Origin of the sequence: Bradyrhizobium lablabi, from assembly GCF_018129385.1 — a bacterium.
In the GTDB taxonomy this organism is placed as follows: domain Bacteria; phylum Pseudomonadota; class Alphaproteobacteria; order Rhizobiales; family Xanthobacteraceae; genus Bradyrhizobium; species Bradyrhizobium lablabi_C.
The window spans coordinates 70827-93840 of the sequence record NZ_JAFCLN010000018.1 but is presented as its reverse complement, the minus strand read 5'-3'; the positions used below and the strand labels follow the sequence as shown (position 1 = coordinate 93840).

General features: G+C 64.5%; 24 protein-coding genes. 11 read left to right on the top strand and 13 right to left on the bottom strand.

The window, feature by feature from the left end; translation table 11 throughout:
- Positions 1-5: 5 nt before the first annotated feature.
- Complete coding sequence (locus tag JQ628_RS27150; RefSeq protein WP_212227337.1) at positions 6-1634, bottom strand: fatty-acid--CoA ligase; 1629 nt, start codon at positions 1632-1634, stop codon at positions 6-8.
- Between the two features lie 76 nt (positions 1635-1710).
- Here JQ628_RS27150 and JQ628_RS27145 point away from each other — a divergent pair, with 76 nt between their 5' ends.
- Positions 1711-2811, top strand: coding sequence for an extensin family protein (locus tag JQ628_RS27145; RefSeq protein WP_212227335.1), 1101 nt, complete (start codon positions 1711-1713; stop codon positions 2809-2811).
- 38 nt (positions 2812-2849) lie between these two features.
- Here JQ628_RS27145 and JQ628_RS27140 read toward each other — a convergent pair whose 3' ends face one another.
- Positions 2850-3533, bottom strand: coding sequence for a L,D-transpeptidase (locus JQ628_RS27140; RefSeq protein WP_212227328.1), 684 nt, complete (start codon positions 3531-3533; stop codon positions 2850-2852).
- Between the two features lie 270 nt (positions 3534-3803).
- Positions 3804-4484 carry a L,D-transpeptidase gene (locus tag JQ628_RS27135; RefSeq protein WP_212227326.1) on the bottom strand — a complete coding sequence of 227 codons (681 nt, stop codon included), beginning with the start codon at positions 4482-4484 and terminating at the stop codon, positions 3804-3806.
- Positions 4485-4839: 355 nt separating this feature from the next.
- On the opposite strand from JQ628_RS27135, the gene JQ628_RS27130 reads away from it, so the two are divergent.
- Both JQ628_RS27130 and JQ628_RS27125 read left to right on the top strand, forming a co-directional pair.
- Positions 4840-5817 carry a magnesium transporter CorA family protein gene (locus JQ628_RS27130; RefSeq protein WP_212227324.1) on the top strand — a complete coding sequence of 326 codons (978 nt, stop codon included), beginning with the start codon at positions 4840-4842 and terminating at the stop codon, positions 5815-5817.
- A gap of 252 nt (positions 5818-6069) precedes the next feature.
- A complete protein-coding gene (locus tag JQ628_RS27125; RefSeq protein ID WP_212227323.1) occupies positions 6070-6312 on the top strand; it encodes a hypothetical protein in 243 nt (80 codons plus the stop codon).
- A gap of 110 nt (positions 6313-6422) precedes the next feature.
- On the opposite strand, the gene JQ628_RS27120 is transcribed toward JQ628_RS27125, so the two are convergent.
- The 3 genes from JQ628_RS27120 to pdxH all read right to left on the bottom strand — a co-directional run bounded on the left by JQ628_RS27120 (position 6423) and on the right by pdxH (position 8752).
- Positions 6423-7193 (bottom strand): class I SAM-dependent methyltransferase, encoded by a 771-nt coding sequence (locus JQ628_RS27120; protein ID WP_212227321.1) that lies wholly within the window; start codon positions 7191-7193, stop codon positions 6423-6425.
- Positions 7194-7254: 61 nt separating this feature from the next.
- Positions 7255-8007 carry an SDR family NAD(P)-dependent oxidoreductase gene (locus JQ628_RS27115; RefSeq protein ID WP_212227319.1) on the bottom strand — a complete coding sequence of 251 codons (753 nt, stop codon included), beginning with the start codon at positions 8005-8007 and terminating at the stop codon, positions 7255-7257.
- Positions 8008-8110: 103 nt separating this feature from the next.
- Positions 8111-8752, bottom strand: a complete 642-nt coding sequence (gene pdxH / locus JQ628_RS27110; protein WP_212227317.1) for a pyridoxamine 5'-phosphate oxidase — start codon at positions 8750-8752, stop codon at positions 8111-8113.
- Positions 8753-8767: 15 nt separating this feature from the next.
- Here pdxH and JQ628_RS27105 point away from each other — a divergent pair, with 15 nt between their 5' ends.
- Both JQ628_RS27105 and JQ628_RS27100 read left to right on the top strand, forming a co-directional pair.
- The gene (locus tag JQ628_RS27105; protein WP_249128474.1) at positions 8768-9283 is read left to right on the top strand and encodes an RT0821/Lpp0805 family surface protein; all 516 of its coding nucleotides are present in this window, start codon (positions 8768-8770) and stop codon (positions 9281-9283) included.
- 119 nt (positions 9284-9402) lie between these two features.
- A complete protein-coding gene (locus JQ628_RS27100) occupies positions 9403-10377 on the top strand; it encodes a DnaJ C-terminal domain-containing protein (protein WP_212227315.1) in 975 nt (324 codons plus the stop codon).
- Positions 10378-10758: 381 nt separating this feature from the next.
- On the opposite strand, the gene JQ628_RS27095 is transcribed toward JQ628_RS27100, so the two are convergent.
- Together JQ628_RS27095 and JQ628_RS27090 are read right to left on the bottom strand one after the other, a co-directional pair.
- Positions 10759-11529 carry an anti-sigma factor family protein gene (locus JQ628_RS27095; RefSeq protein WP_212227312.1) on the bottom strand — a complete coding sequence of 257 codons (771 nt, stop codon included), beginning with the start codon at positions 11527-11529 and terminating at the stop codon, positions 10759-10761.
- Positions 11530-11580: 51 nt separating this feature from the next.
- The gene (locus JQ628_RS27090) at positions 11581-12069 is read right to left on the bottom strand and encodes an RNA polymerase sigma factor (protein WP_212227310.1); all 489 of its coding nucleotides are present in this window, start codon (positions 12067-12069) and stop codon (positions 11581-11583) included.
- Positions 12070-12250: 181 nt separating this feature from the next.
- On the opposite strand from JQ628_RS27090, the gene fabI reads away from it, so the two are divergent.
- The 5 genes from fabI to JQ628_RS27065 all read left to right on the top strand — a co-directional run bounded on the left by fabI (position 12251) and on the right by JQ628_RS27065 (position 17427).
- Positions 12251-13069 (top strand): enoyl-ACP reductase FabI, encoded by an 819-nt coding sequence (fabI, locus tag JQ628_RS27085; RefSeq protein WP_212227308.1) that lies wholly within the window; start codon positions 12251-12253, stop codon positions 13067-13069.
- A gap of 12 nt (positions 13070-13081) precedes the next feature.
- On the top strand, positions 13082-13681 hold the full coding sequence (locus tag JQ628_RS27080) for a histidine phosphatase family protein (protein ID WP_212227306.1): 600 nt from the start codon (positions 13082-13084) through the stop codon (positions 13679-13681).
- A 196-nt stretch (positions 13682-13877) separates the two neighbouring features.
- Entirely contained in the window at positions 13878-14966 is a 1089-nt protein-coding gene (gene aroC / locus JQ628_RS27075) for a chorismate synthase (protein WP_212227304.1), read from the top strand.
- Between the two features lie 45 nt (positions 14967-15011).
- The gene (locus JQ628_RS27070) at positions 15012-16214 is read left to right on the top strand and encodes an adenylate/guanylate cyclase domain-containing protein (RefSeq protein WP_433996168.1); all 1203 of its coding nucleotides are present in this window, start codon (positions 15012-15014) and stop codon (positions 16212-16214) included.
- Between the two features lie 64 nt (positions 16215-16278).
- Positions 16279-17427, top strand: coding sequence for a hypothetical protein (locus JQ628_RS27065; protein WP_212227302.1), 1149 nt, complete (start codon positions 16279-16281; stop codon positions 17425-17427).
- 8 nt (positions 17428-17435) lie between these two features.
- On the opposite strand, the gene clpS is transcribed toward JQ628_RS27065, so the two are convergent.
- Together clpS and JQ628_RS27055 are read right to left on the bottom strand one after the other, a co-directional pair.
- Positions 17436-17741, bottom strand: a complete 306-nt coding sequence (gene clpS / locus JQ628_RS27060) for an ATP-dependent Clp protease adapter ClpS (protein WP_212227300.1) — start codon at positions 17739-17741, stop codon at positions 17436-17438.
- Positions 17742-17786: 45 nt separating this feature from the next.
- Positions 17787-19121 (bottom strand): tetratricopeptide repeat protein, encoded by a 1335-nt coding sequence (locus tag JQ628_RS27055; protein ID WP_212227298.1) that lies wholly within the window; start codon positions 19119-19121, stop codon positions 17787-17789.
- A gap of 205 nt (positions 19122-19326) precedes the next feature.
- On the opposite strand from JQ628_RS27055, the gene JQ628_RS27050 reads away from it, so the two are divergent.
- A complete protein-coding gene (locus JQ628_RS27050; RefSeq protein WP_212227296.1) occupies positions 19327-20184 on the top strand; it encodes a DUF1194 domain-containing protein in 858 nt (285 codons plus the stop codon).
- 4 nt (positions 20185-20188) lie between these two features.
- Here the strand turns inward: JQ628_RS27050 and JQ628_RS27045 are convergent, their stop codons facing one another.
- Genes JQ628_RS27045 through JQ628_RS27035 form a run of 3 tightly spaced genes read right to left on the bottom strand, consistent with a single transcriptional unit; the run spans position 20189 to position 23013 of the window.
- Entirely contained in the window at positions 20189-21013 is an 825-nt protein-coding gene (locus JQ628_RS27045; protein ID WP_212227294.1) for a nucleotidyltransferase domain-containing protein, read from the bottom strand.
- 13 nt (positions 21014-21026) lie between these two features.
- Positions 21027-22265, bottom strand: coding sequence for a class I SAM-dependent RNA methyltransferase (locus JQ628_RS27040; protein ID WP_212227292.1), 1239 nt, complete (start codon positions 22263-22265; stop codon positions 21027-21029).
- A complete protein-coding gene (locus tag JQ628_RS27035) occupies positions 22258-23013 on the bottom strand; it encodes a TlyA family RNA methyltransferase (protein ID WP_212227492.1) in 756 nt (251 codons plus the stop codon). The genes JQ628_RS27040 and JQ628_RS27035 overlap by 8 nt, the downstream gene beginning before the upstream one ends.
- Position 23014: the final 1 nt, after the last annotated feature.

Genomic DNA, 23014 nt, shown 5'->3' with positions numbered 1-23014 from the left:
ACTCTTTAAGCCGCGGCGTTCGGGAAACGGTAGCTCTTGAACTGATCGCGCAGCGCCGTCTTCAAAATCTTGCCGGTGGCGGTGTGCGGGATGCCTTCGACGAAGGCGACGTCGTCGGGCATCCACCATTTGGCGATCTTGCCGTCCATGAATTTCAGGATCTCCTCGCGCGTGGCGCTCTGGCCCTGCTTGAGCTGCACGATCAAGAGCGGACGCTCGTCCCATTTGGGATGATAGACGCCGATTACGGCGGCTTCCGCCACGGCGGGGTGGCCGACCGCGAGGTTTTCCAGATCGATCGAGGAAATCCACTCGCCGCCCGACTTGATCACGTCCTTGGAGCGATCGGTGATCCGCATGTAGCCGTGCGGGTCGATGGTGGCGACGTCGCCGGTGTCGAAATAGCCGTCCTCGTCGAGGATATCCATGTCGACCTTGAAATAGGCCTTGGCCACCGCGGGGCCGGACACCTTGAGCCGGCCAAAAGTCTTGCCGTCCCACGGCAGCTCCTTGCCGGCATCGTCGGTGATCTTCATCTGCACGCCGTAGGGCGGGAAACCCTGGGTTTGCAGGATGTCGAGCTGTTCCTCGCCGGCGAGCTCGGCGAACGGCGGCTTGAGCGCCGCCAGCGTGCCGAGCGGGCTCATCTCGGTCATGCCCCAGGCATGGCGCACGGTCACGCCCATGTCGACGAACGCCTTGATCATGGAGCGCGGCATCGCCGAGCCGCCGCAGACCACGAATTCGAGCAGCGGCAGTTTCAGATTGTTCGCCGCCATGTGGTTGAGCAGCATCAGCCACACCGTCGGCACGCCGGCGGTGTGCGTCACCTTCTCGGTGTCGAGCAGCTCATACACGGAGGCGCCGTCGAGCTTCATGCCGGGCATCACCAGCTTGGTGCCCATCGCGGGCGCGGAGAACGCAATGCCCCAGCTATTGGCGTGGAACAGCGGCACCACCGGCAGCATGACATCGCTCGCGGAGGTGCCGAGCGCGTCCTTTGAGTTGGCCATGAAGGAGTGCAGCACGTTCGAACGGTGCGAATAGAGCACGCCCTTCGGGTCGCCCGTGGTGCCCGAGGTGTAGCACATGGCGGCCGCGGTATTCTCGTCAAAGTCCTGCCATTCGAAGTTGCCGTCGGCCTGCGCAAGCCATTCCTCATAGGCGACCGCGTTCTTCAGCGTGGTCTGCGGCATGTGCGCCTTGTCGGTCAGTACGATGAAGCGCTCGACGCTGGGCAGCTTGTCGGCGAGCTTCTCCAGCAGCGGCACGAAGGTGATATCGGTCATCACCACGCGATCCTCGGCGTGGTTGACGATCCAAGCGATTTGTTCCGGGAACAGGCGCGGATTGACGGTGTGGCAGATCGCGCCGATGCCCATGATGCCGTACCAGCATTCGAGATGGCGGGCGGTGTTCCAGGCGATGGTGGCGACGCGGTCGCCGAGCTTGATGCCGTCGCGTTGCAGCATCTGCGAAACTTTCAGCGCGCGCTTGTGAATTTCGGCATAATTGGTCCGGACGATGGGACCTTCGACCGAGCGGGTGACGACTTCCTGTGTGCCATGATACTTGGCCGCGTGCTCGATAATCCGGTGGCACAGCAAAGGCCAATCTTGCATCAAACCACGCATCCGAAAGCTCCTCCTGGACGTTATGTTGTTGCCCCGCCGATTTCCGCGCGGTCTGGCGGTAAGGCTTGGAATTGTCATGAACTTTAGCGCGGAGAAATCAAGCCCGAAATGGCCTTTTGGCCGCTTTGGCCGCGCCGCGGCGGCAATGGTTACCGTTGTCGTGCTGCTGGCTGCGCCGGCAACCCCCGCTTTGGCGCGCAAGGCGAGCCATGACATCTGGGGCGACCTGTTCGGAGGAAGGCCGCCAAAGCTGCGCGGGACCCAGCATCACCGCGCCGCAGTTCCGTTGCCGCGCCCGCGCCCGGCGGAGGCGCCGTCCGCGCAGCCGGAGAAAAAGGAGGCCGAAAAGCCGGCCGCCAAGGATGCCGACAAGAAGGACGCCGACAAGAAAGATGCCGACAAGCCGGCCGAGCAGGCCGCCCCCGCGCCGCAGCCGTCGGCCTGCCGGCTGGCGCTGACGGATCAGATCGCGATCGCGCCCAGCATTCCCGACATCAAGGGTCCCGGTGGGTGCGGCGGTGAGGATCTGGTGCGGCTGGAGGCGATCGTGCTGCCGGACAAGCGCCAAGTGCCGGTGAAACCGGCGGCCATCCTCCGCTGCAAGATGGCGACCGCGATCGCCGAATGGATCCGTGCCGACATCGCGCCGCTCACCGCAAAGGTCGGCAGCCCGATCAGCGAGCTCGACAATTTCGATTCGTACGAATGCCGTGGCCGCAACCGTGTCGCCGGTGCGCTGTTGTCGGAGCACGGCCGCGCCAATGCGCTCGACGTGCGCGCCTTCAAGCTGGCGAACGGCCGCTCGATCTCGCTGACCGATCGCACGGTGGCGCGGGAGGTGCGCGAAAGCGTGCTGCATTCGGCCTGCACGCGCTTTTCGACCGTGCTCGGACCGGGCTCGGACGGCTACCACGAGGACCACGTTCATCTCGACGTGATGGAGCGGCGCAACAATTATCGCATCTGCCAATGGGATGTGTGGGATCCGCTGCCGCAGGTGGCGCCGCTGATGCCGGCCGTCCGGCCCGAGGAAGCGCCGCCGCGCGAGGTCGCGGAGAAATCGGACGGCAAGGTGAAAGCCAAGTCCAGCGATGAGGAGGACGACGAGGCCAAGCCGGAGCCGGCCAAGCCTGAGCCCAAGAAAACAAAGAAGCAGGCAACAAAAAAGCGCCGCTAAGGCTGGCGCTTTTCGTCTGTTCGCGCCTCTGTGCCGCGCTATTGGATCATCGGGCCGCTGCTGCCGCCCTGTAGCGCCATCTGCGAATTGAAGGGCGAGTCGCCCGCCTTGGGGGCGAGCACCACCACGACGGTGCCGACGCCAACACGATCGTAGAGGTCGATGACGTCCTCATTGGTCATGCGGATGCAGCCCGAGGAGATCGAGGCGCCGATATATTCCGGCTGGTTGGTGCCGTGAATCCGGAACAGCGTGTCCTTGCCGCCCGAATACAGATAGAGCGCGCGCGAGCCCATCGGATTGTCAGGACCCGGCGGCACATAGGTCGGCACGCCGAGCCGCGAAATCTCGCTCTTGGTCGGATGCCAGGCCGGCCACTCGGTCTTGCTGCCGACCTTGGCGATGCCGGACCAGGCCATGGCTTCCTCGCCCACGGTGATGCCGTAGCGGATCGCCTTGCCGTCCTTCTGCACGAGATAGAGGTAGTGGTTGTCGGAATCGACCACGATGGAGCCGGGCAATTCCTTGCGGTGATAGTCGACGATCGCGCGGCGGAACGGCTCGGCGACCGGCACCTTGGCGTAGGTGACCTTTGCCAGCATCTCCTTGTCGCGGGGCTTGAAATTGGCGGTGTTGGTCGCCTCCCAGGTGGTGGCCTGCATGCAGCCCGAGAGCATCAGGCCCGCAGCCAGGATTCCCAGTCTTGTTTTGAGCGACGACATTGCACACTTCCGGTCAAGATTTACGTCCGCTGCGACAATATGAGCGCTTGAAACGCAACGGAATCTTTAAACCGATTATCGCCCAGGTTGCTGACAATTCCCAGTGATTGGTCGACCACCCTGTGCCGCAGCACGCTGGCTGTGGCCTTTTTGTCGCAGGGGGATGCCGGCAAGCGTTAGCTCTCCGCGCAAAGAGCGTTAGCCATCCGCACAAAGAAAAACGCCGGCAGAGCCGGCGTTCCTGATTCCGTTATGAGGCGCCGAAGCGCGCTATTGCACCTGCGGCATGCCGGTATTGCCGAGCGCCATCTTCGAATTGTAGGGCGAGTCGCCGTGCTTGGGATCGAGCACGACCACGATCGTGCCGACCTTCACGCGGCTATAGAGGTCGATGACGTCCTCGTTGGTCATGCGGATGCAGCCCGAGGAGATCGACGCGCCGATATATTCCGGCTGGTTGGTGCCGTGGATGCGGAACAGGGTGTCGCGGCCGCCCTGATAGAGGTAGAGCGCGCGGGCGCCGAGCGGGTTGTCGACGCCGCCGGGCACCGAGGCCGGCAGGCCTTCGATTCGCTTATGGATGTCGGCGGTCGGCGTCCATTTCGGCCATTCCGCCATGTTGCCGACCTTGGCGATGCCGGAGAAGGCCAGCGCTTCCTCACCGACCGTGATGCCGTAGCGGATCGCCTTGCCGCCGTCCTGCACCAGATAGAGGTAATGGTTGTCGGAATCGACCACGATGGAGCCGGGCAGCTCCTTGCGGTGATAGTCGACGATCGCACGGCGGAACGGCTCGTTGACGACCTTGGCGTATTTCGCCTTCGCGAGTTGCGCCTTGTCGGCCGGTTTGAGCGAACTCTCCGGAGCGGCCTGGTAGGTCGCGGTCTGCATGCAGCCCGAGAGCATCAGGCCGGCAACCAGGATTCCCAATCTTGTCATCAGCGACGACATGTTCAGTTCCAATCAAAAGCCTGCATTGCATGCGCCAAGGATGCGCTGCAAACGCCACAAATTCATTAAGCGCATTATCCCCGATAGCCGCCATAATTCCAGAACTTAGGGACTTGTCCTGTGCTGCAAACGGCCGCCTGTGTCCTTTCTGCCGCAGCGCGGCCGCCCGGGGGCTGATTTTTGTGCAAAGCGGCCACGGCTCGCCGAACCGGGGCCACCGTGTCGCCATTCGGTCGCCATAATGGTGGACCGGCGGTTAACCGTCATGAAGCGCTTGCCAGAATCGCGCTAAGTCGGGTTGGGTGCCCGAGGGGCGCCCACCAAGAGTGCCTGAGTACCCCTGCCGGAGTTGCCCATGTTTTCCGTGTACGTCCCCTCCGATTTTTCCCTCAAAAAGGCGGTCGCCGCCGATCTCGCCGCGCTGCCGGAAAACGCGGTCTGGATCGACCTCGTCAAGCCGAGCCCGGAGGAGGACAGGGCGGTCGAACGGCTGGCGGGAATCGCGGTCCCGACCAGGGACGAGATGCAGGAAATCGAGATTTCCAGCCGCCTCTATATCGAGAACAGCGCCCGCTACATGACGGCGACGCTGATGTGCCAGTCCGACACCGACATGCCCAAGACCACGGCGGTCACCTTCATCCTGGCCGGCCATCGGCTGGTGACCGTGCGCTACGACGATCCAAAGCCCTTTGCGCTGGTCGAGCACAAGCTGGCGCGCTCCTGTTCGCCGAGCATTACCGGCGAGATGGTGCTGATGGAATTGCTGGACGCGGTGATCGACCGCTGCGCCGACATTCTGGAACGGGTCGGCGCGGAGATCGACACCGTCTCGCACGACATCTTCGAGCCCGAGAGCGAGCGCCACGGCCAGGCCAAACGATATTCGCAGATCCTGATCGCGATCGGGCGCAAGGGCGACCTGACCTCGAAAGTCCGTGAGAGCCTGGTCTCGATCGGCCGTCTCGTCACCTTCATGTCGGCCGTGATGGAAGGCGTCAAATGGTCCAAGGACATGCGCGAGCAACTCAAGACCATGCAGCGCGACGTGGCCTCGCTCACCGACCACGCCTCCTATCTCTCGAACAAGATCACCTTCGTGCTGGACGCCATGCTCGGCGTGGTTAATCTCGAGCAGAACAACATCATCAAGCTGTTCTCGGTGATGGCCGTGGTGCTGATGCCGCCGACCCTGATCGCCTCGATCTACGGCATGAACTTCAAGCGGATGCCCGAGCTGGATTGGGCGCACGGCTATCCGATGGCGCTGGTGATGATGCTGGCGGCGGCGGTGGTGCCGTACTTCGTCTTCAGGTGGAAGAAGTGGCTGTAGGGCACGCTTAACAGTGTGTTGTCCGAAACCGATGCGCCGGGCAACCATCTTCCAGAAAGCATTCATAGCCGCGGCATCAACGCGACAGAATTGTTGTCCCAACGCGTCAAAAATCCGGTGAAATGCGTTGATGAAAAGGCGTAGCCGGCGGTTCCGTCCGCCGCAATTCCTCCGCTAAAATTTGAGCGGTGCGCTGAACGTTTGAGCGAAAACTTTCTGTCATAAAACCTGCCTCAGGCCGCGAGGACAACAATGGTTCAGAAAGTCATAACTTCAGAGCGCAACGTCATCGACTTCGCGCGCTTTCAAAAGGGCCGCGGCGCTGCCGAAAGGATGCCGGCCATGTCGGCGCGGATTTGCCGGCACTGCGGCGCGGCTTTGCTCGACGGCGAGAACGAAGACGAATGCTCCAGCGCGTTCAATTTCAGCGTGCGCACGGTCGATACGGTGAGCCTGCGCTGGCAGGCCGCTCAAATCCTGCGCGGGCTGGTTTGAGCAGCCGCGTACTGGCGTCATTGTGAGGGCCGCGCATTGCGCGGCATCTCGGGGACGGATTTGCGGATTGCGATCCATGCGGCATGCGGGTCCATTCGCCGCCGCGCTGCCTATCGTCGTGCCACCTGCGCCGACGCCACGAACACCTCCGTGATGACGCCGTTGCGGCTCGAGGGAAGCAGGCGCTGCGCGACATCATCAAGCATCGCCGATGCCTTGTCTCCGAGCACCCCGGGCGAGGACGATGAGAACGTCAGCACGCGCCGCGCCAGGTCGGTCACGCTGATCTCCTGGCTGGCCTCGACCGCGACCGGGTCTGCGAGTTGGAATCGCGTGCCGCGAAAGAAGGCGGCAAGGTCCCGATGGGTTCGCGCGCCGCTGCTCGACTCCGACCACAAGCGTTCCTGCGACCAGGCGTGCCGGGCCTTGTTGTATTCGTCGAGCCACGGGTTACGTCCGTCGGCTGCGGTATGGGAGGAGCATACGAGGATGACGCCTTCGGGCGCGACCAGCCGCTCGAACAGCGCGAGCGTGGCATCGCGCTCCATCCAGTGCAGCGCCCGCCCGACCGTGACGACGTCGAAACTGCCGATATCGGCAGGCAACTCTTCGGCCTTGCCCTCGATCAGGGTGAGGCTTCGCGAAGCCCGCACCGCCGCTGCGCTCGCGGCGGCGATCATCGCGGGCTCGGGATCGACGCCGACGATGCGGCCGACATAGGGGGCAAAGCCGAGCGCCAGCAGGCCGGGGCCGGTCCCGAGGTCGATCAGCGCGTGCTCGCTCCGGAAGCCGAGTTGCTCAGCGACGCGGCGGAAGAAAGCGGGCGGATAGGGCGGCCGCAATTCTTCGTACAGCGCAACGGTGGTAGCGAAACGTCCCATCTCGAGGGGGGATTCCTTCAATGGGCCGGGGGGCGCCGCGGGGGCGACGGCGGCGGTCACATCATACGTGCTGGCCGCCGTTGATGTGAATTTCGGCGCCGTTCACATATGATGACGTTTCCGTGCACAGCACATAGATGATCTTTGCGACCTCATCCGGCGTGCCGAGGCGATGCATCGGGATCTGCTGGTCGACGATCTTCTCCGTGCCCGGCGACAGGATCGAGGTGTCGATCTCGCCCGGCGCGATCGCGTTGACGCGCACGCCGACGCGGCCGAAGTCGGACGCCATCTCGCGCGTCAGGGAGGCGAGCGCGGCTTTCGACGTCGCATAGGCCGCGCCCGCGAAGGGATGCACGCGCGAGCCGGCGATCGAGGTGACGTTCACCACCGAGCCTTTGGCCGCCTTCAGTTCCTCGATCAGGCCGCGTGCGATCATGATCGGCGCAAAGAAGTTGACCGCGAACACATGCGTCCAGGTGTCGAGGTCGGTGTCGACGCTGCCGAGCCGCTTGCCGCCCGGCGCCTTGGGCGAGATCGCGGCGTTGTTGACCAGCGCATGCAGCACGCCGCCTTCGAGCCGGCGGCGGATTTCCGAAATCGCACGCGTCGTATCGTCGTGGTCGGCGAGATCGACCTGGATATGATCCTCAGGCCCCGCGTCCCACGGGCAGTCCTCGGGGAAGGCGTGCCGCGAGCAGGTGATGACGCGCCAGCCCGCCGAGGAGAAGCGGATGACGGTGGCATGGCCGATGCCGCGGCTGGCTCCGGTCAGAAGCAGCGTGCGCCGCGGCGTGTTGGCGGAACTTACCATCTACTGTTCTCTCGTTCTCCGTCATGCCCGGGGCATCGACGTTCTTCTCTTTGTCTCGGCCAAAAACGTGGATGCCCGGCTCAAGGCCGGGCATGACGGCTTCCTACGGATAGAGCCGCACCTTGCTCCAGGGCTGGTTGGCCCCCTCGCGGCGGAATTCGATGCGGTCGTGCAGGCGGAAGGGGCGGTCGTGCCAGAATTCGAAACGCTGCGGCGCGATGCGCCAGCCGCTCCAGCCCGGCGGCCGCGGCACCTCGCCGATGACATGCTTGGCGGCGACCAGCGCGATCGCCTGCTCGAACGCAAAGCGACTCTCCAGCGGCTGCGACTGCTTGCTGGCCCAGGCGCCGATCTGCGCCTGCTTGGGGCGGGTGGCAAAATATTCATCCGCTTCCTTGTCCGTCACCGGGGTCACCGGCCCGCGGATGCGCACCTGGCGGCGCAGCGACTTCCAGTGAAACAGTAACGCGGCCTTAGGATTTGCGGCGAGTTCGCGGCCCTTTGCGCTGGCAATGTGGCTGTAGAAGACAAAGCCCTCGGCATCGTAACCTTTCATCAACACCATTCGCAGGTCGGGCAGGCCGTCGGCATCGACGGTCGCGAGCGCCATTGCATTGGGATCGTTCGGTTCGGCCTTCACGGCTTCCGCAAACCACTCGGCGAACAGCGCGAACGGTTCTTCGGCAGCGGTGAAATCACCGGATTTTAACGGTGTTGGGGTTTTGATGGAGGTTGTGTCCGTCATGTCCGGAGTCCCCAGTTGCGCTCGGTTGCGTCCCAGTACGCGTTGCAGTCGTTCTATGGGCTCAGCCTATATAGGACATGGGGACGCGTTGGCCTATCGGCGATCCGGCCTGCCGGCACCCTCGTTACTCTGTTTCTAATCGGGGTGGGCTCGGGCGGCTGTAGCTTTTCGCGCTCCGATGGCGGCTTCTTCTCCTCCAAGGCCGAAGACAAGGAGGTGACGGGGTCGCTGCCGGCCAAGGAGCCGGTGCCGACCGAGACCGACATGGCCTTTGCACGCACCGCCGCTTCCGATGTGCTGACCAAGGGCGACAAGGATTCCAGCCAGCCCTGGGAAAACCCTGAAACCGGCGCCCGCGGGTCGGTGACGCCGCTGGCGGCGGCCTATTCGTCTGACGACGGACGCACCTGCCGGGATTTCCTGGCAAGCTACGTCAACGGCCGTACCGAAAGCTGGCTGCAAGGCGCCGCTTGCAAGGCGAGCCAGGGCCGGTGGGAAATTCATACGCTAAAGCCTTGGCGACGCAGCTAGACTATAATGCGAGGCTGAAAAGGCAGTTGCAAAAATGCCACGGAGCCCCCAGATGAAGGCGAGGTGGATAAATTTGCCCCAAATTTGAGACCGGAATTCCCGTGAAGGAGACGTAACGTATGCGCGACCCCTATGAGGTCCTGGGGGTGCAGCGGAGCGCCAGCGCTGCGGCGATCAAGAGCGCCTATCGCAAGCTGGCCAAGAAGCATCACCCTGACAACAACAAGAACGATCCGAAGGCGGCTGCGCGCTTTGCCGAAATCAACTCGGCGAACGAGATCGTCGGCGACGAGGAAAAGCGCAAGCAGTTCGATCGCGGCGAGATCGACGCCGAGGGCAAGCCGCGCTTCCAGGGTTTTGGCGGTGGCGATCCGCGCGGCCGTGCGGGTCCCGGCGCAGGCCCCGGCGGTTTTGAGTCCTACACCTTCCGCACCGGCGGCGGTGGGCCCGGCGGCATGGGCGGCGGAAACTTCGAAGACATCCTCAACAGCATGTTCGGCGGCGCCGCGCGTGGCGCTCGCCCTGGCGCCGGCGGCAGCCCGTTCGAGTTCGACACCGGCGGCATCGGCATCGACCTCGATCTCAACGTCGCCATGACGGTGTCGCTGGAAGAAGCGGTGAATGGCGCCGAGAAACGCGTGCGGCTGCCGACCGGCAAGGAGCTCAATGTCAAGATTCCCGCCGGCGTCACCAGCGGCCAGCAGATCCGGCTGAAGGGGCAGGGCGAGACCGCGCCCGGTCACCGGCCCGGCGATCTGTTGATCACCGTCTCGATCGCACCGCACCCGTTCTTCAAGGTCGACGGCAGCGACCTCAGGGTCGATCTGCCGATCACGCTCTACGAAGCCGTGCTCGGCGGCAAGGTCCGTGTGCCGACGCTCGGCGGCGCGGTCGAACTGTCGATCCCGAAAAACACCTCGAGCGGACGCACCTTTCGCCTCAAGGGCAAGGGGCTGCCGAAGGCAGGTGGAACCGGCGATCTGTTCGTGACCACTAAAATTATCCTGCCCGACGGGAACGACTCCGATCTCGAGCAATTGATGCAGAAGTGGCGCGATGGGCACCCGTACAATCCACGCAGCGATCTCGGCTGAGTTTTTTGCTGGTCTTCTGAAACCAGATTGAACCCCGGCCGTATCGCGTTTCGTGGGAGTTCGCTTGCGGCGCGGATGGGTGTTTCGTTCGCGCGAGAGCCGCTAGATTTGGCGAGACCCCCAAAGGGGTGCGGCCTCGAAAGGGGGACCAGCGCGGTACCAAACCCCGATCGAGGCCGCTTGCGCCGATCGGCGGATCGAACGCTGCTCATTTTCTCGTGATGTTCCGGTGCGATAATGAGACGCACCGATGGTTTCATTCCAGATTTTCGATGTCCGAATTGGGACAGGGAGCATGACTGGCTTCGGAGGCGGCTGCGCCCGCAGTGCACGCGCATGATAGCCGCAGACCCGCCATACACCGGCCACGGCTAGGGCGGATCAACCGCTTTTCTTGTCCATCTGATCGTAGATCAGCCGCGCGACCTGTTTCAGCCGCTCCTTGTCGGCGGGACCGCTCACGACGTAGCCGACACCATCGTCCGACCAGAACACAGCGCCGCTGTTCTCGGCCGTGGTGAAGCGCATCTGCGCCGTATCGACCTTTGCCTTCGCGGCATAGAACGTGAACCGCTCGCCGGACGGGCCCTCATACATCATGAACGAGGCGGGCCCGTTGGGGCCGGGCAACAGTCGTCCGCCGATCAGCTTCAGGCCGCTGCCGTCAAGCTCGGGGGCGCGGACGATCCAGCCGCAGCGCTTGGTCAGCCATTGCTGGAGATGCGCGCGCTCGCTGCCCGGCACTTCGACGGGATGGCGGACCTCCACGACATACAGCTTGTGCGCATCCATCGCCTCCAGCGTCAGGGTCTGGATGGCCGACGGCGTGGAGGCCTGGCCATGCGCGATCCAGCCGGCGCTGCCGCCGGCGGCGAAGGCGACCAGCGCCGCGGCCGCCGCGCCATAAAGCCAGCGGCGCGGCCGCTGCACGAGTTGCTCGATCTCCAGCCGCTTCGGCACGGCCTCGTCGAGCACGGAGTCGTAGCGGGCATGCAGCATCTCCGCCATCGTGCGCCATGACTGCACCCGTTCGCCGTCATCGGGATGCGCCGTCAGCCACGCCTCGACGTCGCCGCGGCGCTCGGCCGGCAGTTCGTTGTCGACGTAAGCATGCAGCTCGTCTTCGGTGACGGGAATTTTGGGGTCGGTCATATCAGCGGTCTCTGTCCAATCTCGAAAAATCTCTCGGTGTTGCAACTGCCATCACTTCACCCGCCTGAGCGCAGCGCGCTCGCCCTCGAGCGAAGCCTTCACATGGGCGCGAGCCCGGGCAAGCCGCGACATCACGGTGCCGATCGGCACGCCCTGGATGTCGGCGACCTCGCGGTAGCTGAGGCCCTCCAGCATCACCAGCAGCAGCACCGCGCGCTGCTCTTCCACCAGCGTCGACAGCGCACGGGCGATATCGCGGCCCTCCGCCTCGGTGCCGCTGGCGTCCGGATTGTTGTCCAGCAGCGGCATGAATTGCGGGCGCCTCGCCAGCGAGCGCCGCCTGTTCTTGTTCAGGTTGGTCAGGATGGTGTAGAGCCAGCTCCTGACGTCGCCGCCGAGAAACAGTTTTTCCGAGCGCAACGCGCGCACCAGCGTGTCCTGTACCAGATCGTCGGCGATATCTGCATCGCGCGCCAGCGCCCGCGCATAACGGCGGAGCGCCGGAATCATGGCTTCGACACTCTGACGAAACGCAGTCATCGACAATGGTCCGAATTTCAGGAAGCGCTCGCGCGCCTCATCCAACATAACACCCTAATGACGGAACTATTCCGGCTGCGCGCGTTCGTCGCAAACAGCGTTAATCGCGCTCCGATTCGGGCTTTCCCGCGCCGGAGCGCTGGTGTACCCCCAGATGACGGATCAAGCGAGGCAAAAACGGATGGCGCAAACTTCGGGTCTGATGCAGGGCAAGCGCGGGGTGATCCTGGGCGTTGCCAACAACCGCTCGATCGCCTGGGGCATCGCCAAGGCATGCCAGGAGGCTGGTGCACAAGTCGCGCTGACCTGGCAGGGCGAGGCGCTGAAGAAGCGCGTCGAGCCGCTGGCAAAGGAGCTCGGCGGCATCCTGCTCGGCCATTGCGACGTCACCGATCCCGCCACCATCGACGCCGTCTTCGCCGAGCTCGAGAAGCAATGGGGCACGATCGATTTCGTGGTGCACGCGATCGCCTTCTCGGACAAGGACCAACTCGAGGGCCGCTATCTCGACACCACGGCGGACAATTTCTCGAAGACGATGCTGATCAGTTGCTACTCGCTGACCGCAATCACCCAACGCGCCGAGAAGCTGATGACATCAGGCGGCTCGATCCTGACGCTGACCTATTACGGCTCCGAAAAGTGGATGCCGCACTACAACGTGATGGGCGTGGCGAAGGCGGCGCTGGAGGCCAGCGTGCGTTATCTCGCCGCCGATCTCGGCAAGGACAATATCCGCGTCAACGCGCTGTCGGCCGGTCCCATCAAGACGCTGGCCGCGGCGGGCATCGGCGACTTCCGCTATATGCTGAAGTGGAACGAGCTCAATTCGCCGATGCGGCGCACGGTGAGTCTCGAGGAGGTCGGCGCGAGCGCGCTGTACCTGCTGTCGGACCTGTCGCGCGGCGTCACCGGCGAGGTGCACCATGTCGATTCCGGCTATCACATCGTCGGCATGAAGCATCCCGACGCGCCGGATATTTCGCGGACGCAGGATTAGCCGCTATCAGCCATGCCCGCGCCTGTTATCTACTACATCCGCCATGGCGAGACGGAATGGAACGCGACCGGCAGGCTACAGGGCACGCAGGACATTCCGCTCAATGCGCTCGGCCGCAAGCAGGCGGCGCATGCCGGCGAGGTGCTCACCGGCCTGTTCGCGCGCGACGGCCGCGACAGAAACGATCTTGCCTATGTCGCCAGCCCGCTCGGCCGCGCGCGCTCGACCATGGATTTCGTGCGCGAGGTGCTCGGCCTTGCGCCGGGCGAATATTCGCTCGACGACCGCCTGCGCGAGATCGGATATGGCGAATGGGAAGGCTCGACGCTGGCCGAGATGGAGGCAAAGGATCCCGCCTTCTACGCCAAGCGCCTGACCGAGAAGTGGACGATGTCCTCGCCCGGCGGCGAGACCTATGCCTCGGTGCAGCTCCGGATGCGCGACTGGTACGATTCCTTGAAGGCCGACACCGTCGCCGTTGCCCATGGTGGCACCTGCCGCGCGCTAATGGTGGCGCTCGGCCACGAGACCCCGCAAAGCGCGGCAGACCTCTTCATCGAGCAGGGCGCGGTCTACGTGTTCGGCAACGGGAGCCTTACGAAACATAGTTAAGGGCAGGCGGTGTGCGCCCCAACCGCGCTGTCGTGCCCGGGCTCGTCCCGGGCATCCACGTCTTTCGGAGCGCGTGGCCAAGACGTGGATGGCCGGGACAAGCCCGGCCATGACGAAGGTGAGAGGTCATTTGACCCTCAAACCGTTGCGAGTTACCACCAACGTTGACAAGCAACATCAGCGCGAACCAGTACCAATGTCCTTCAACACCTTCGGCCACATGTTCCGCGTCACGACCTTTGGCGAGAGCCACGGGATCGCGATCGGCTGCGTGGTCGACGGCTGTCCGCCGCTGATCCCCCTGACCAACGAGGACATCCAGCTCGATCTCGACCGCCGCCGTCCCGGCCAGTCGCGCTTCACCACGCAGCGGCAGGAGCCGGATGCGGTGAAAATCCTGTCCGGCGTGATGGCCCACCCGGAGACCGGCGTGCAGGTGACGACAGGCACGCCGATCGCGCTGTTGATCGAGAACACCGACCAGCGCTCGAAGGACTATTCCGAGATCAAGGACAAGTTCCGGCCCGGCCACGCCGACTTCACCTATGAAGCCAAATACGGCCTGCGCGATTATCGCGGCGGCGGCCGCTCCTCCGCGCGCGAGACGGCGACACGCGTGGCGGCCGGCGCCATCGCGCGAAAAGTTCTGCCCGAGGTGAGGGTGCGCGGCGCGCTGGTGCAGATGGGTCCGCACAAGATCGACCGCGCCAAGTGGGACTGGGACGAGATTGCAAGGAATCCGTTCTTCTGTCCGGACAAGGAAAAGGCGGCATTCTTCGAAAGCTATCTCGACGGCATCCGCAAGGCGGGCTCATCGATCGGCGCCGTCATCGAGGTAGTCGCCGAAGGCGTGCCGCCGGGACTGGGCGCGCCGATCTACGCAAAACTCGACGGCGATCTGGCGGCGGCGATGATGAGCATCAATGCGGTGAAGGGCGTCGAGATCGGCGCGGGCTTTGGCGCGGCGGAATTGTCCGGCGAAGAGAACGCCGACGAGATGCGCACCGGCAATAACGGCACGCGCTTTCTGTCGAACAATGCCGGCGGCATTCTGGGCGGCATCTCCACCGGGCAGCCGGTGGTGGTGCGTTTCGCAGTGAAGCCGACCTCCTCGATATTGTCGCCGCGGAAAACCGTCGACCGCTCCGGCCACGACACCGACATCATGACCAAGGGCCGCCACGATCCCTGCGTCGGCATCCGCGCGGTGCCGGTCGGCGAAGCCATGATGGCGTGCGTGCTGGCCGATCACCTGCTCAGGCATCGCGGGCAGGTCGGCGGCTAGCGGGGCTGTCTTGACGTTGTCGCAAGTAGCGACGCTAATGCCTTCATGCTGGACGCAGTTGAACTTCAAAAACTCTCCGACTGGCTGATCGACGGCGCGAGGTCGGTATCCAACCCCGCGGAAGCGATGGCGGAGAGCTGCGAGCGGCTGGTCAAGGCGGGCATTCCGCTCTGGCGCGTCGGCGTGTTCGTGCGCACCCTGCATCCCGAGATTTTCGGCCGCAATTTCATCTGGAAGCCCGGCGCCGAAGTCGAGATCGGCACGGTCGATTTCGGCATCCTGGATTCGCCCGGATTTCACTCGAGCCCGCTCTCGATTGTTTTCACTCAGGGACTGGAAGTGCGCGCCCGCGCGGACGATCCCGCAAGCGACCGTTTTCCGATCGTCGCGGAGCTGCGCACCGAGGGCGTCACCGATTACGTCGCGCTGCCCGTGCCGTTCACGGACGGCGCCGTCAATGCCTCGAGCTGGACCACCAGGCAGGCGGGCGGCTTTACCGACGAGCAGCTCGCCGCGCTGCGCGCCATCATCAGACCGCTGGCACGCTATATCGAGATCGTCAGCCTGCGCCGCACCGCCACCATGCTGCTCGACACCTATGTCGGCAATCGTGCCGGCGAAAAGATCATGGGCGGCCAGATCCGTCGCGGCCACAACGAGACCATGAACGCCGCGATCTGGCTGTCGGATCTGCGCGGCTTCACCGCGCTGTCGGACCGGCTGCCGGCGGAGACCGTGGTCGACATCCTCAACCAGTATTTCGATTGCCAGGTCGCCTCGATCCGCGATCACGGCGGCGAGGTGCTGAAATACATGGGCGACGGCCTGCTCGCGGTGTTTCCGGTCGACGAATATGTCGGCGACGAGCAGCAGGTCTGTAGCCGCGTGCTGGAAGCGGCGCGGGAATCCCGCGCCAGCGTCGAGGCGCTGCAATATCCGGTCAATGGCGGCATCGAGCGTTTCCGCTTCGGCGTCGCGCTCCACCTTGGGCGAATCCTCTACGGCAATATCGGCGGCGGCAACCGGCTCGACTTCACCTGCATCGGGCCGGCGATCAATCTGGCGGCGCGGCTGGAGAAGCTGACCGGAAAGCTGCATCGCACCGTGGTGGCGTCCGAAGGCTTTGCCGGCATCTGCCCGGGCGGCTGGAGCGATCTCGGCGAATTTCCGGTGGCCGGCTTTTCGAAGGCCGCGCGGGTGTTCGGGCTGGTGGAGGAGGGCGCGGCCGCCCAGGCGGACGAAGTGTAACGATTGGTTAACCATGTCTGTTTAACTGTCGTTTACCTTTTCCTCGCGGTTCGAGGTTCTGCTCGTGTCCATTTCGATCGGATCAAACGCGGTTTCTCATCAGGCCTATGCCGGCAATGCCTACAGCGCTTACGGCGCGGGGAACGGCACATCGAAAGGCGCTTCGGCATCGGCGGAGAACGCCGCCGGAGTTTCATCGTCAGCGTCGACCTCGGTCACCTTGTCTGAAGAGGCAAAAGCCTACCTCGCGCGCGGCGCGGCGGCGCAGGACGATGTGCTTTCGCTGGCGACCGTGACGGCAAACGCACGGACATGGTTCGACCAGCAATACGCCTCGCTCGGGATTTCATCGGCGATGCTGGACGGGCAGGTCGCCGTCGATCTTTCCGGGCAGACCCGCGCCACGTTGTCGGCGGTGGCAGACAACAAAAACGGCCAGTTCACGGAAGACGAAGTGGCCGCCGCCGCAAAAGTCTTGCAGTCGCGATTCGATAGCGCGCTGTCGCCGCACGTCGTGATCGCCCGCCACACCGGCGACTATGCGAGCCTCTATGCAGCGGCGTCCGATTATCTCGACAAGGCGGGCCCCGACGAGAAGGCGACCAAGACCTGGCAGGACCAGAAACAGGCCGTGCAGGATGGCTGGGCCGTCGCCCGGGTGTCGTTCGGCAAGGCGCCCGACACCGGCAATGAGGACGACCCCGTCAAGGCATTGCTCAGCCAGGCCTTGGTTCAAACGCCGGCCCCCGCGGCCGGCTCGAGTCCGGACAAGCTCGCCGCCCATGCACGGGCCATGCTCGACGCACAGGCGGGCAGCGCAAAAGACAACGGCAAGGAACTGGTCTTCAACAGCGGCAGGACCACCGGACAACAGGCCGATTTCACCGATTTCGACAACCGGACCCTGGCGATCATGGCATTGAACAGCGATGCGAAATTCTCGTCGGCTGAAGCGAGTGCGGCCAAGGCCGAACTTAACCAGCGTACCCGCAGCGGCTTGCTGGCTGCTTTCAATCCGAGTTCGGGCGGCGGCGCAGGGGACGTGACGCTGGGGCTGCTTCAGCAATATCAGACGATGAGTCCGGAGGAGCGAAGCGTGCTCGGCTTCACCGACGATTATGCCAACAAGATCATGCAAAACTACCGCACGATGTCGTCGATCCAGAACAGTTTCGGCTCCAACGCCAGCGGCGGGTTGGCCGCGTATCTCTAGCGCAACCGTTATTCCTCGGGCTCGGTCGTGAACAAGAGCGGATAGCCCTTGGCGCGACCGGCATCGGTGGCGCGCGTGGCCTTGGTCTCGGCGACATCCTTGGTGAAGACGGCGACCACGCAGACGCCGCGCTGATGCGCCGTGATCATCACCTTGTAGGCCTGGTCCTCGGTCATGCGGAATTCGCCCTTCAGCACGGTGACGACGAATTCGCGCGGCGTGTAGTCGTCGTTGATCAGGATCACCTTGTGCAGGCGCGGCCGTTCGGTCTTGGTTTTGACCTTGGTTTTCGGCTTGGTGACGGTTTCAGGCATATCGGCGAAGCTCGGTCGGTTGCTCCTAGACCGCGCAGCCCGCGATCAACCGCTGCGGCACTCCGGAAGGCGTGCCGCCATGGCCTGATCGCCGCGGGACACCGCGGTCTCGATCAGTTTACAGGCTCCCGGCTTGTCCTGAAACTGGGCATTGTCCGAGAGCTTTAAGTTGATCAGCGCGGTCAGCGCGCCGGGTTCGTCGAGTTCCGCCGCCTCTACGGCGAAATAGAGCAGGCGTTTGGGATAATCGAGCCGGGCTTCCGGATTTTCGGCCAGCATCGTGAGAAGCTCGCGCTGCACGTCAACGTCCCACGCGCTGCCGAGGAAGAGCCGGCGTGCGGCCTCCTGCACGTCGTGCGGCACCAGCCTGCCTTCGAGATGGAGCCGGCCGAGTGCGGCCTCGGCCCGCGCCGTGCGGGTGGACTTCAGTAGCGACAGCGCGCGCTTCGGATCGGCAGGGCCGCCTTCGCCCGCGATCAGCATTTCCGCCAGCGGCGGAATCGCGCCGCCGGGATCGGGACGGCGGGCTTCTTCGAGAAGGTTGCGGGCGCGCACCGGGTCCTCTTTCCGGATCGCTTCGGCCAGATCGGCCTTGGCACCGAACACGCCCGCCTTGCTCAAGCGCTCCAGCAGGTCGAGGCCGCGGGCGCGTTCTTCGGGCTTGTCGGAGGTCACCAGCAGGCGGGCGAGCAATTCCAACAACCCGCCTCTGGTAGCGTCCTTGGCGGGATTGTTGACAGCGCGTTCGGCCCAGTAGCGCGCCGCGTCCGGATCGCGCTTCACGGTGGTGCCGCGGTCCAGCAGGACGGCCAGCATCTGGGTCGCAAAGGGATGGCCGAGTTGCGCGGCCATGCGCAGCGCGTGGTCGGCTTCCGCACGCGGCACCAGCGGCGTCCTGTCGAGGTCGCCGCGGTCCCACGATTTGTGCGACTCGTAGATTTGATAATACGCCTCCGGCGAGCCCTGGCTGGCCGCTTCGCGCAGGATCGCGAGTTCTTCGGGGCGCTGCTCATGGGGCTTGGCGAGCGCCATCTTGACCTTCAAGGTCAGGTCGTAGGGCGCGACGGCAAACGCCATGTCGCAGGCGGCGCGGCGCCGCTCGGTACGGCGCTGCATCTCCTCGCCGGAAAGATATTCCTTCGGGTTCTCGGACAGCTCCAGACAGACCGGGCCGACATCGGCCGGCGTCAGCGCCGGCTCGGATTTTGCCTCCTCGCTCGGCGGCGCGGGCGGCAACAGCGGCGGCAGCAGCACCGCAGCGGCAGCGCAGGCGATTGCGATGATACCCACCCACATCAGCGGCGAGGGCGCCCGGGCCGGCGGGTGTTCAACAGCGGGGATTTTCGGAAGCGTCGCCATGTCCATGCCAAAAAGCGGCATGCGCCGCGCTTTTGCCTTGGTCGCGCACGCGGCCGGTTGCGTTCAAATCCCGGCCTTGTTGCGGCATCGGTGTGCGGCGGCAGCGCAAGGCTGGCCCGGCAAACTACGGATCGGCCTAACCCAATTGTGAAGGGCAAATGATGTTCCTGCTTTGCGCGACGCGATTTGCATGTCACCATCGCATCGTACGAACGGGAGGGCCGCGATGCGCTGGTATGTCTCGATCGGAGCTGTGCTCGTCGCCGGCATCCTGGCTGGCGGCGACCTGGCCGGTGTTGCCGCGCCCAACGGCCGGGGCCAGATCGGTCCGCAACTGGTGAAGGAGGAGCATCCTTCAGTCGATGTCGAGCTGGTGCTGGCGGTCGACGTTTCCTATTCGATGGACATGGATGAGCTGGCGATCCAGCGCGAGGGTTATGCGCAGGCGATCACCTCGAAGGAATTCTTGCAGGCGCTGAAGGCCGGGCCGAACGGCAAGATCACGGTCACCTATTTCGAATGGGCCGCCTCCACCGACCAGAAACTGATCATTCCCTGGCGGGTGATCGACGGCCCTGAGTCCGCCGACGCGGTGGCCGCCGAAATCCTGAAGACGCCGATCCGCCGCGCCTCGCGCACCTCGATCTCGGGCGCGATCCAGTTCGCAGTGCCGCTGTTCGACGAAAACCAGCACCGCGGCCTGCGGCGGGTGATCGACATCTCCGGCGACGGTCCCAACAACAACGGCTCGCCGGTGACCATCGCGCGCGATGCGGCGCTGGAGAAGGGCATCATCATCAACGGTCTGCCGATCATGGTGAAGGAGCCGTCCTATTCGACGATGGATATCGACAATCTCGATATGTACTACGAGGATTGCGTGATCGGCGGTCCCGGCTCCTTCGTCGTGACGATCAAGGAGCGCGAGAAATTCAAGGAAGCGATCCGCACCAAACTGCTGCTGGAGGTTGCGGGCAAGACGCCGGATCGTCCGGTGGTGCCGACCGCCGCGCAGCAGAACCGGGAGCCGCGGGTGAATTGCATGATCGGCGAGAAGATCTGGCAGGATCGCTGGGGGCGGTAGCCTCTCACGCAAGGGTTTCCAGTTCCTGCTGCAACTCGCGCAGGATCGCGACGGCGGTTTCAAAGTCCCCGTCGCCGACGAATTGCCAGACGTCGTCAACGCGCTCCATCAGTTCCGGAAGCGTCTGTGCCAGTTTCGCAGCCTCCCTCAGCGCGCCTTTCTCGTTGATGAGATAGCGTTCGTTGAGCGCGAACAGCACTTGCGCGATGCAGGCCAGCGCCCGGTAGACGCAGCCGGCGACATGCGTTTGATCCAGCCTGACAGCGCCGAGTTCGGCATTGCCGATGCTGAACGCGATCTCCCACTGGAAGCGGCGGACCAGCGCCTCGCGCAGCGGCGGCGGATAGGGCAGGGCAAGCGATTTCAACCCGGCGACAGCGCCCTGGGGATCGTGCAGCGGCCGGCACAGCGCCGCCTCGCCGGCCCAGATCGCCGAGCAAAATCCGTGCGGATGTCCGGGTTGGTAGTCCATCGTGATTTGGCCTGAGCGGCACGCCTCGATTACCTGCGCCACCTCATCGATATTCCGGTAGAGCAGGTCGACTTTGCGGCCTTCGATCGATAGCCAGGCCCCTCCGACGATCCATCGCCCCCATTCGCCGACGGATGTAACCGTCGTGTCGGCTGCGTCGTCGGCCAAACCCTTCGCGGCCTCAAGCAGCCGCCTGGTGTCGAGCGGATCGCTCGTCCGGTAGTAAAGGCCGATATCGTAATCGGAGGCGACGTGCGCAGTCCCGCGGGCCCGCGAGCCGCCGAGCACAATCGCCGTGACGCCGGGCACCTTCGCAAGGGCCGCTACCACGCGCTCCAGCAATGGGTCGGCCTGCATGCTTGCCTCGATTTCAGCGCGAGAATCGCGCCACCAACTCGATATGTGGCGTGTGGCGGAACTGGTCGACCGGAGTGACGCCCTCGATTTTGTAGCCGCCATCGATCAAAATCTTTGCATCGCGCGCAAACGTCGCGACGTTGCAGGACACCGCGACCACGACCGGCACCTTGCTCGCCGCAAGCTGTGTCACCTGCGCCTGCGCGCCCTGGCGTGGCGGATCGAACACGACGGTGTCGTAGTCGCGCAGTTCGACCGGCATCAGCGGGCGGCGGAACAGGTCGCGGGTCTCGGCCTTGATCGGCTTCAGTCCGGAGGTGGAGGTCGCCGCCTTCTGGAGTGCGGCCACCGCGCCGGCATCGTTGTCGAAGGCGGCGATCCTCGATTTCGCCGCCAGCCGCAGCGCGAACGGGCCGACGCCGCAGAAGAGGTCGGCGATATGCTTGGCGCGCTTGCAATGCTCCAGCACCAGCGCGGCCAGCGCTTCCTCGCCGGCCGCCGTTGCCTGTAGGAACGAGCCGGGCGGCAAGGTGACCTGCGCCTTGCCGATGGTGACGACCGGTGGTGTCCGCATCAGCACGAGTTCGCCATGCCGCGTCAGCCGGGCGAGGCGATGCTTTTGCGCAATCGCCGACAGTTGGGTGATCAGCGCCGTCGAGAGCGCACCCGAGCCGCGCACATCGACATCGAGGCCGCCGTGGGTCGCCGTGACCTGGATGTCCAGCGGCTTGCCCATCCTGATCAGCGGTTCGGCGACGGCCCATGCCGCTTCGATCGCGCCGCTTAAGGCCGGATCGAGGATCGGACAGCGGTCGATGGGGATGATGTCGTGCGAGCCACCGGCCGCAAAACCGACCTTGAGGATTTCGTGCGTGCCCATCTGCGCATGCAGCGTCATGCGGCGGCGGCCTTTGCCATGGGCGTCGATTAGCGGCGCCACGTCGCAAGCAATGCCGGCCTGCGCCAGCGTCTCGATCACGATGCTGCGCTTCCAGGCGCGATACGCATCCACTTCCCAGTGCTGGATGGCGCAGCCGCCGCACACGCCGAAATGCGGACAGAACGGCGCGATCCGCTCTGTGCTGGCGCGCTCGACCTGGACCAGCCGCCGCCGGTCGGGATGGCCTGGTACCGTCTCGACGGCGACGGTCTCGCCGCCAAGCGTGTAGGGCACGTACACGCTGGTGCCGCCGGCAATGGCGACGCCGTCGCCGCGATGGCCGACATGGTCGATCAGCAGCGTTTCAGCCACGGCGCGCGCCGAGAAAGAATTCGATATTGCCGTCCCCGCCGGGAATCGACGAGGGGAATACCTGCATGTCGGTGCAGCCGAGCGACGCCGCGAACGCCATGATGTCGTCGCAGATTTCCTGATGCACCATCGCGTTGCGGATGATGCCGCGCTTCGAATGCTTTCGCTCCGCCTCGTATTGCGGCTTGATCAGCGCAAGCAGGCTCATCGGCGCGGCGGCCAGCGACAGCGCGACTGGCAGCACAGCCTTCAGCGAGATGAAGCTGACGTCGATCACGACGACATCCGGCCGCGCCGGCAGGCGCTTGTTCTCGAACTTGCGGATGTCGGTTTCTTCCATCGAGACGATTTTTGGATTGCCTTGTAGCGAATGATGCAACTGCCCGTGCCCGACGTCGATGGCGAACACCATCGCGGCACCATTGGCGAGCAGCACTTCGGTAAAACCGCCGGTGGACGCGCCGACGTCGAGGCAGATGTGGTCTTCGATCTCGATCGGATATTGCTCCAGCGCGCCGGCAAGCTTGACGCCGCCGCGCGAAACATAGGGGTGGGCGGGCTCGGCCTTGAGCACGGCGTCGGCCGCAATGACTTCGGAGGCTTTCAGGATCTGGCGGCCATTGGCGGTGACGAGGCCGGCGTCGATCGCGGCGCGCGCTCGCGCCCGGCTTTCGAACAGGCCGCGCTCGACCAGCAGCACGTCGATGCGCTTTTTCGCGACAGCGTCGCTATCGTCCGGCTTCGCCACG

Bases quoted from the DNA above. Each gene is read 5' to 3' on its own strand.
- JQ628_RS27150 (WP_212227337.1), bottom strand. From the start codon at position 1,634: ATGCGTGGTTTGATGCAAGATTGGCCTTTGCTGTGCCACCGGATTATC.
- JQ628_RS27145 (WP_212227335.1), top strand. From the start codon at position 1,711: ATGAACTTTAGCGCGGAGAAATCAAGCCCGAAATGGCCTTTTGGCCGC.
- JQ628_RS27140 (WP_212227328.1), bottom strand. From the start codon at position 3,533: ATGTCGTCGCTCAAAACAAGACTGGGAATCCTGGCTGCGGGCCTGATG.
- JQ628_RS27135 (WP_212227326.1), bottom strand. From the start codon at position 4,484: ATGTCGTCGCTGATGACAAGATTGGGAATCCTGGTTGCCGGCCTGATG.
- JQ628_RS27130 (WP_212227324.1), top strand. From the start codon at position 4,840: ATGTTTTCCGTGTACGTCCCCTCCGATTTTTCCCTCAAAAAGGCGGTC.
- JQ628_RS27125 (WP_212227323.1), top strand. From the start codon at position 6,070: ATGGTTCAGAAAGTCATAACTTCAGAGCGCAACGTCATCGACTTCGCG.
- JQ628_RS27120 (WP_212227321.1), bottom strand. From the start codon at position 7,193: ATGGGACGTTTCGCTACCACCGTTGCGCTGTACGAAGAATTGCGGCCG.
- JQ628_RS27115 (WP_212227319.1), bottom strand. From the start codon at position 8,007: ATGGTAAGTTCCGCCAACACGCCGCGGCGCACGCTGCTTCTGACCGGA.
- pdxH (WP_212227317.1), bottom strand. From the start codon at position 8,752: ATGACGGACACAACCTCCATCAAAACCCCAACACCGTTAAAATCCGGT.
- JQ628_RS27100 (WP_212227315.1), top strand. From the start codon at position 9,403: ATGCGCGACCCCTATGAGGTCCTGGGGGTGCAGCGGAGCGCCAGCGCT.
- JQ628_RS27095 (WP_212227312.1), bottom strand. From the start codon at position 11,529: ATGACCGACCCCAAAATTCCCGTCACCGAAGACGAGCTGCATGCTTAC.
- JQ628_RS27090 (WP_212227310.1), bottom strand. From the start codon at position 12,069: ATGACTGCGTTTCGTCAGAGTGTCGAAGCCATGATTCCGGCGCTCCGC.
- fabI (WP_212227308.1), top strand. From the start codon at position 12,251: ATGGCGCAAACTTCGGGTCTGATGCAGGGCAAGCGCGGGGTGATCCTG.
- JQ628_RS27080 (WP_212227306.1), top strand. From the start codon at position 13,082: ATGCCCGCGCCTGTTATCTACTACATCCGCCATGGCGAGACGGAATGG.
- aroC (WP_212227304.1), top strand. From the start codon at position 13,878: ATGTCCTTCAACACCTTCGGCCACATGTTCCGCGTCACGACCTTTGGC.
- JQ628_RS27070 (WP_433996168.1), top strand. From the start codon at position 15,012: ATGCTGGACGCAGTTGAACTTCAAAAACTCTCCGACTGGCTGATCGAC.
- clpS (WP_212227300.1), bottom strand. From the start codon at position 17,741: ATGCCTGAAACCGTCACCAAGCCGAAAACCAAGGTCAAAACCAAGACC.
- JQ628_RS27055 (WP_212227298.1), bottom strand. From the start codon at position 19,121: ATGCCGCTTTTTGGCATGGACATGGCGACGCTTCCGAAAATCCCCGCT.
- JQ628_RS27050 (WP_212227296.1), top strand. From the start codon at position 19,327: ATGCGCTGGTATGTCTCGATCGGAGCTGTGCTCGTCGCCGGCATCCTG.
- JQ628_RS27045 (WP_212227294.1), bottom strand. From the start codon at position 21,013: ATGCAGGCCGACCCATTGCTGGAGCGCGTGGTAGCGGCCCTTGCGAAG.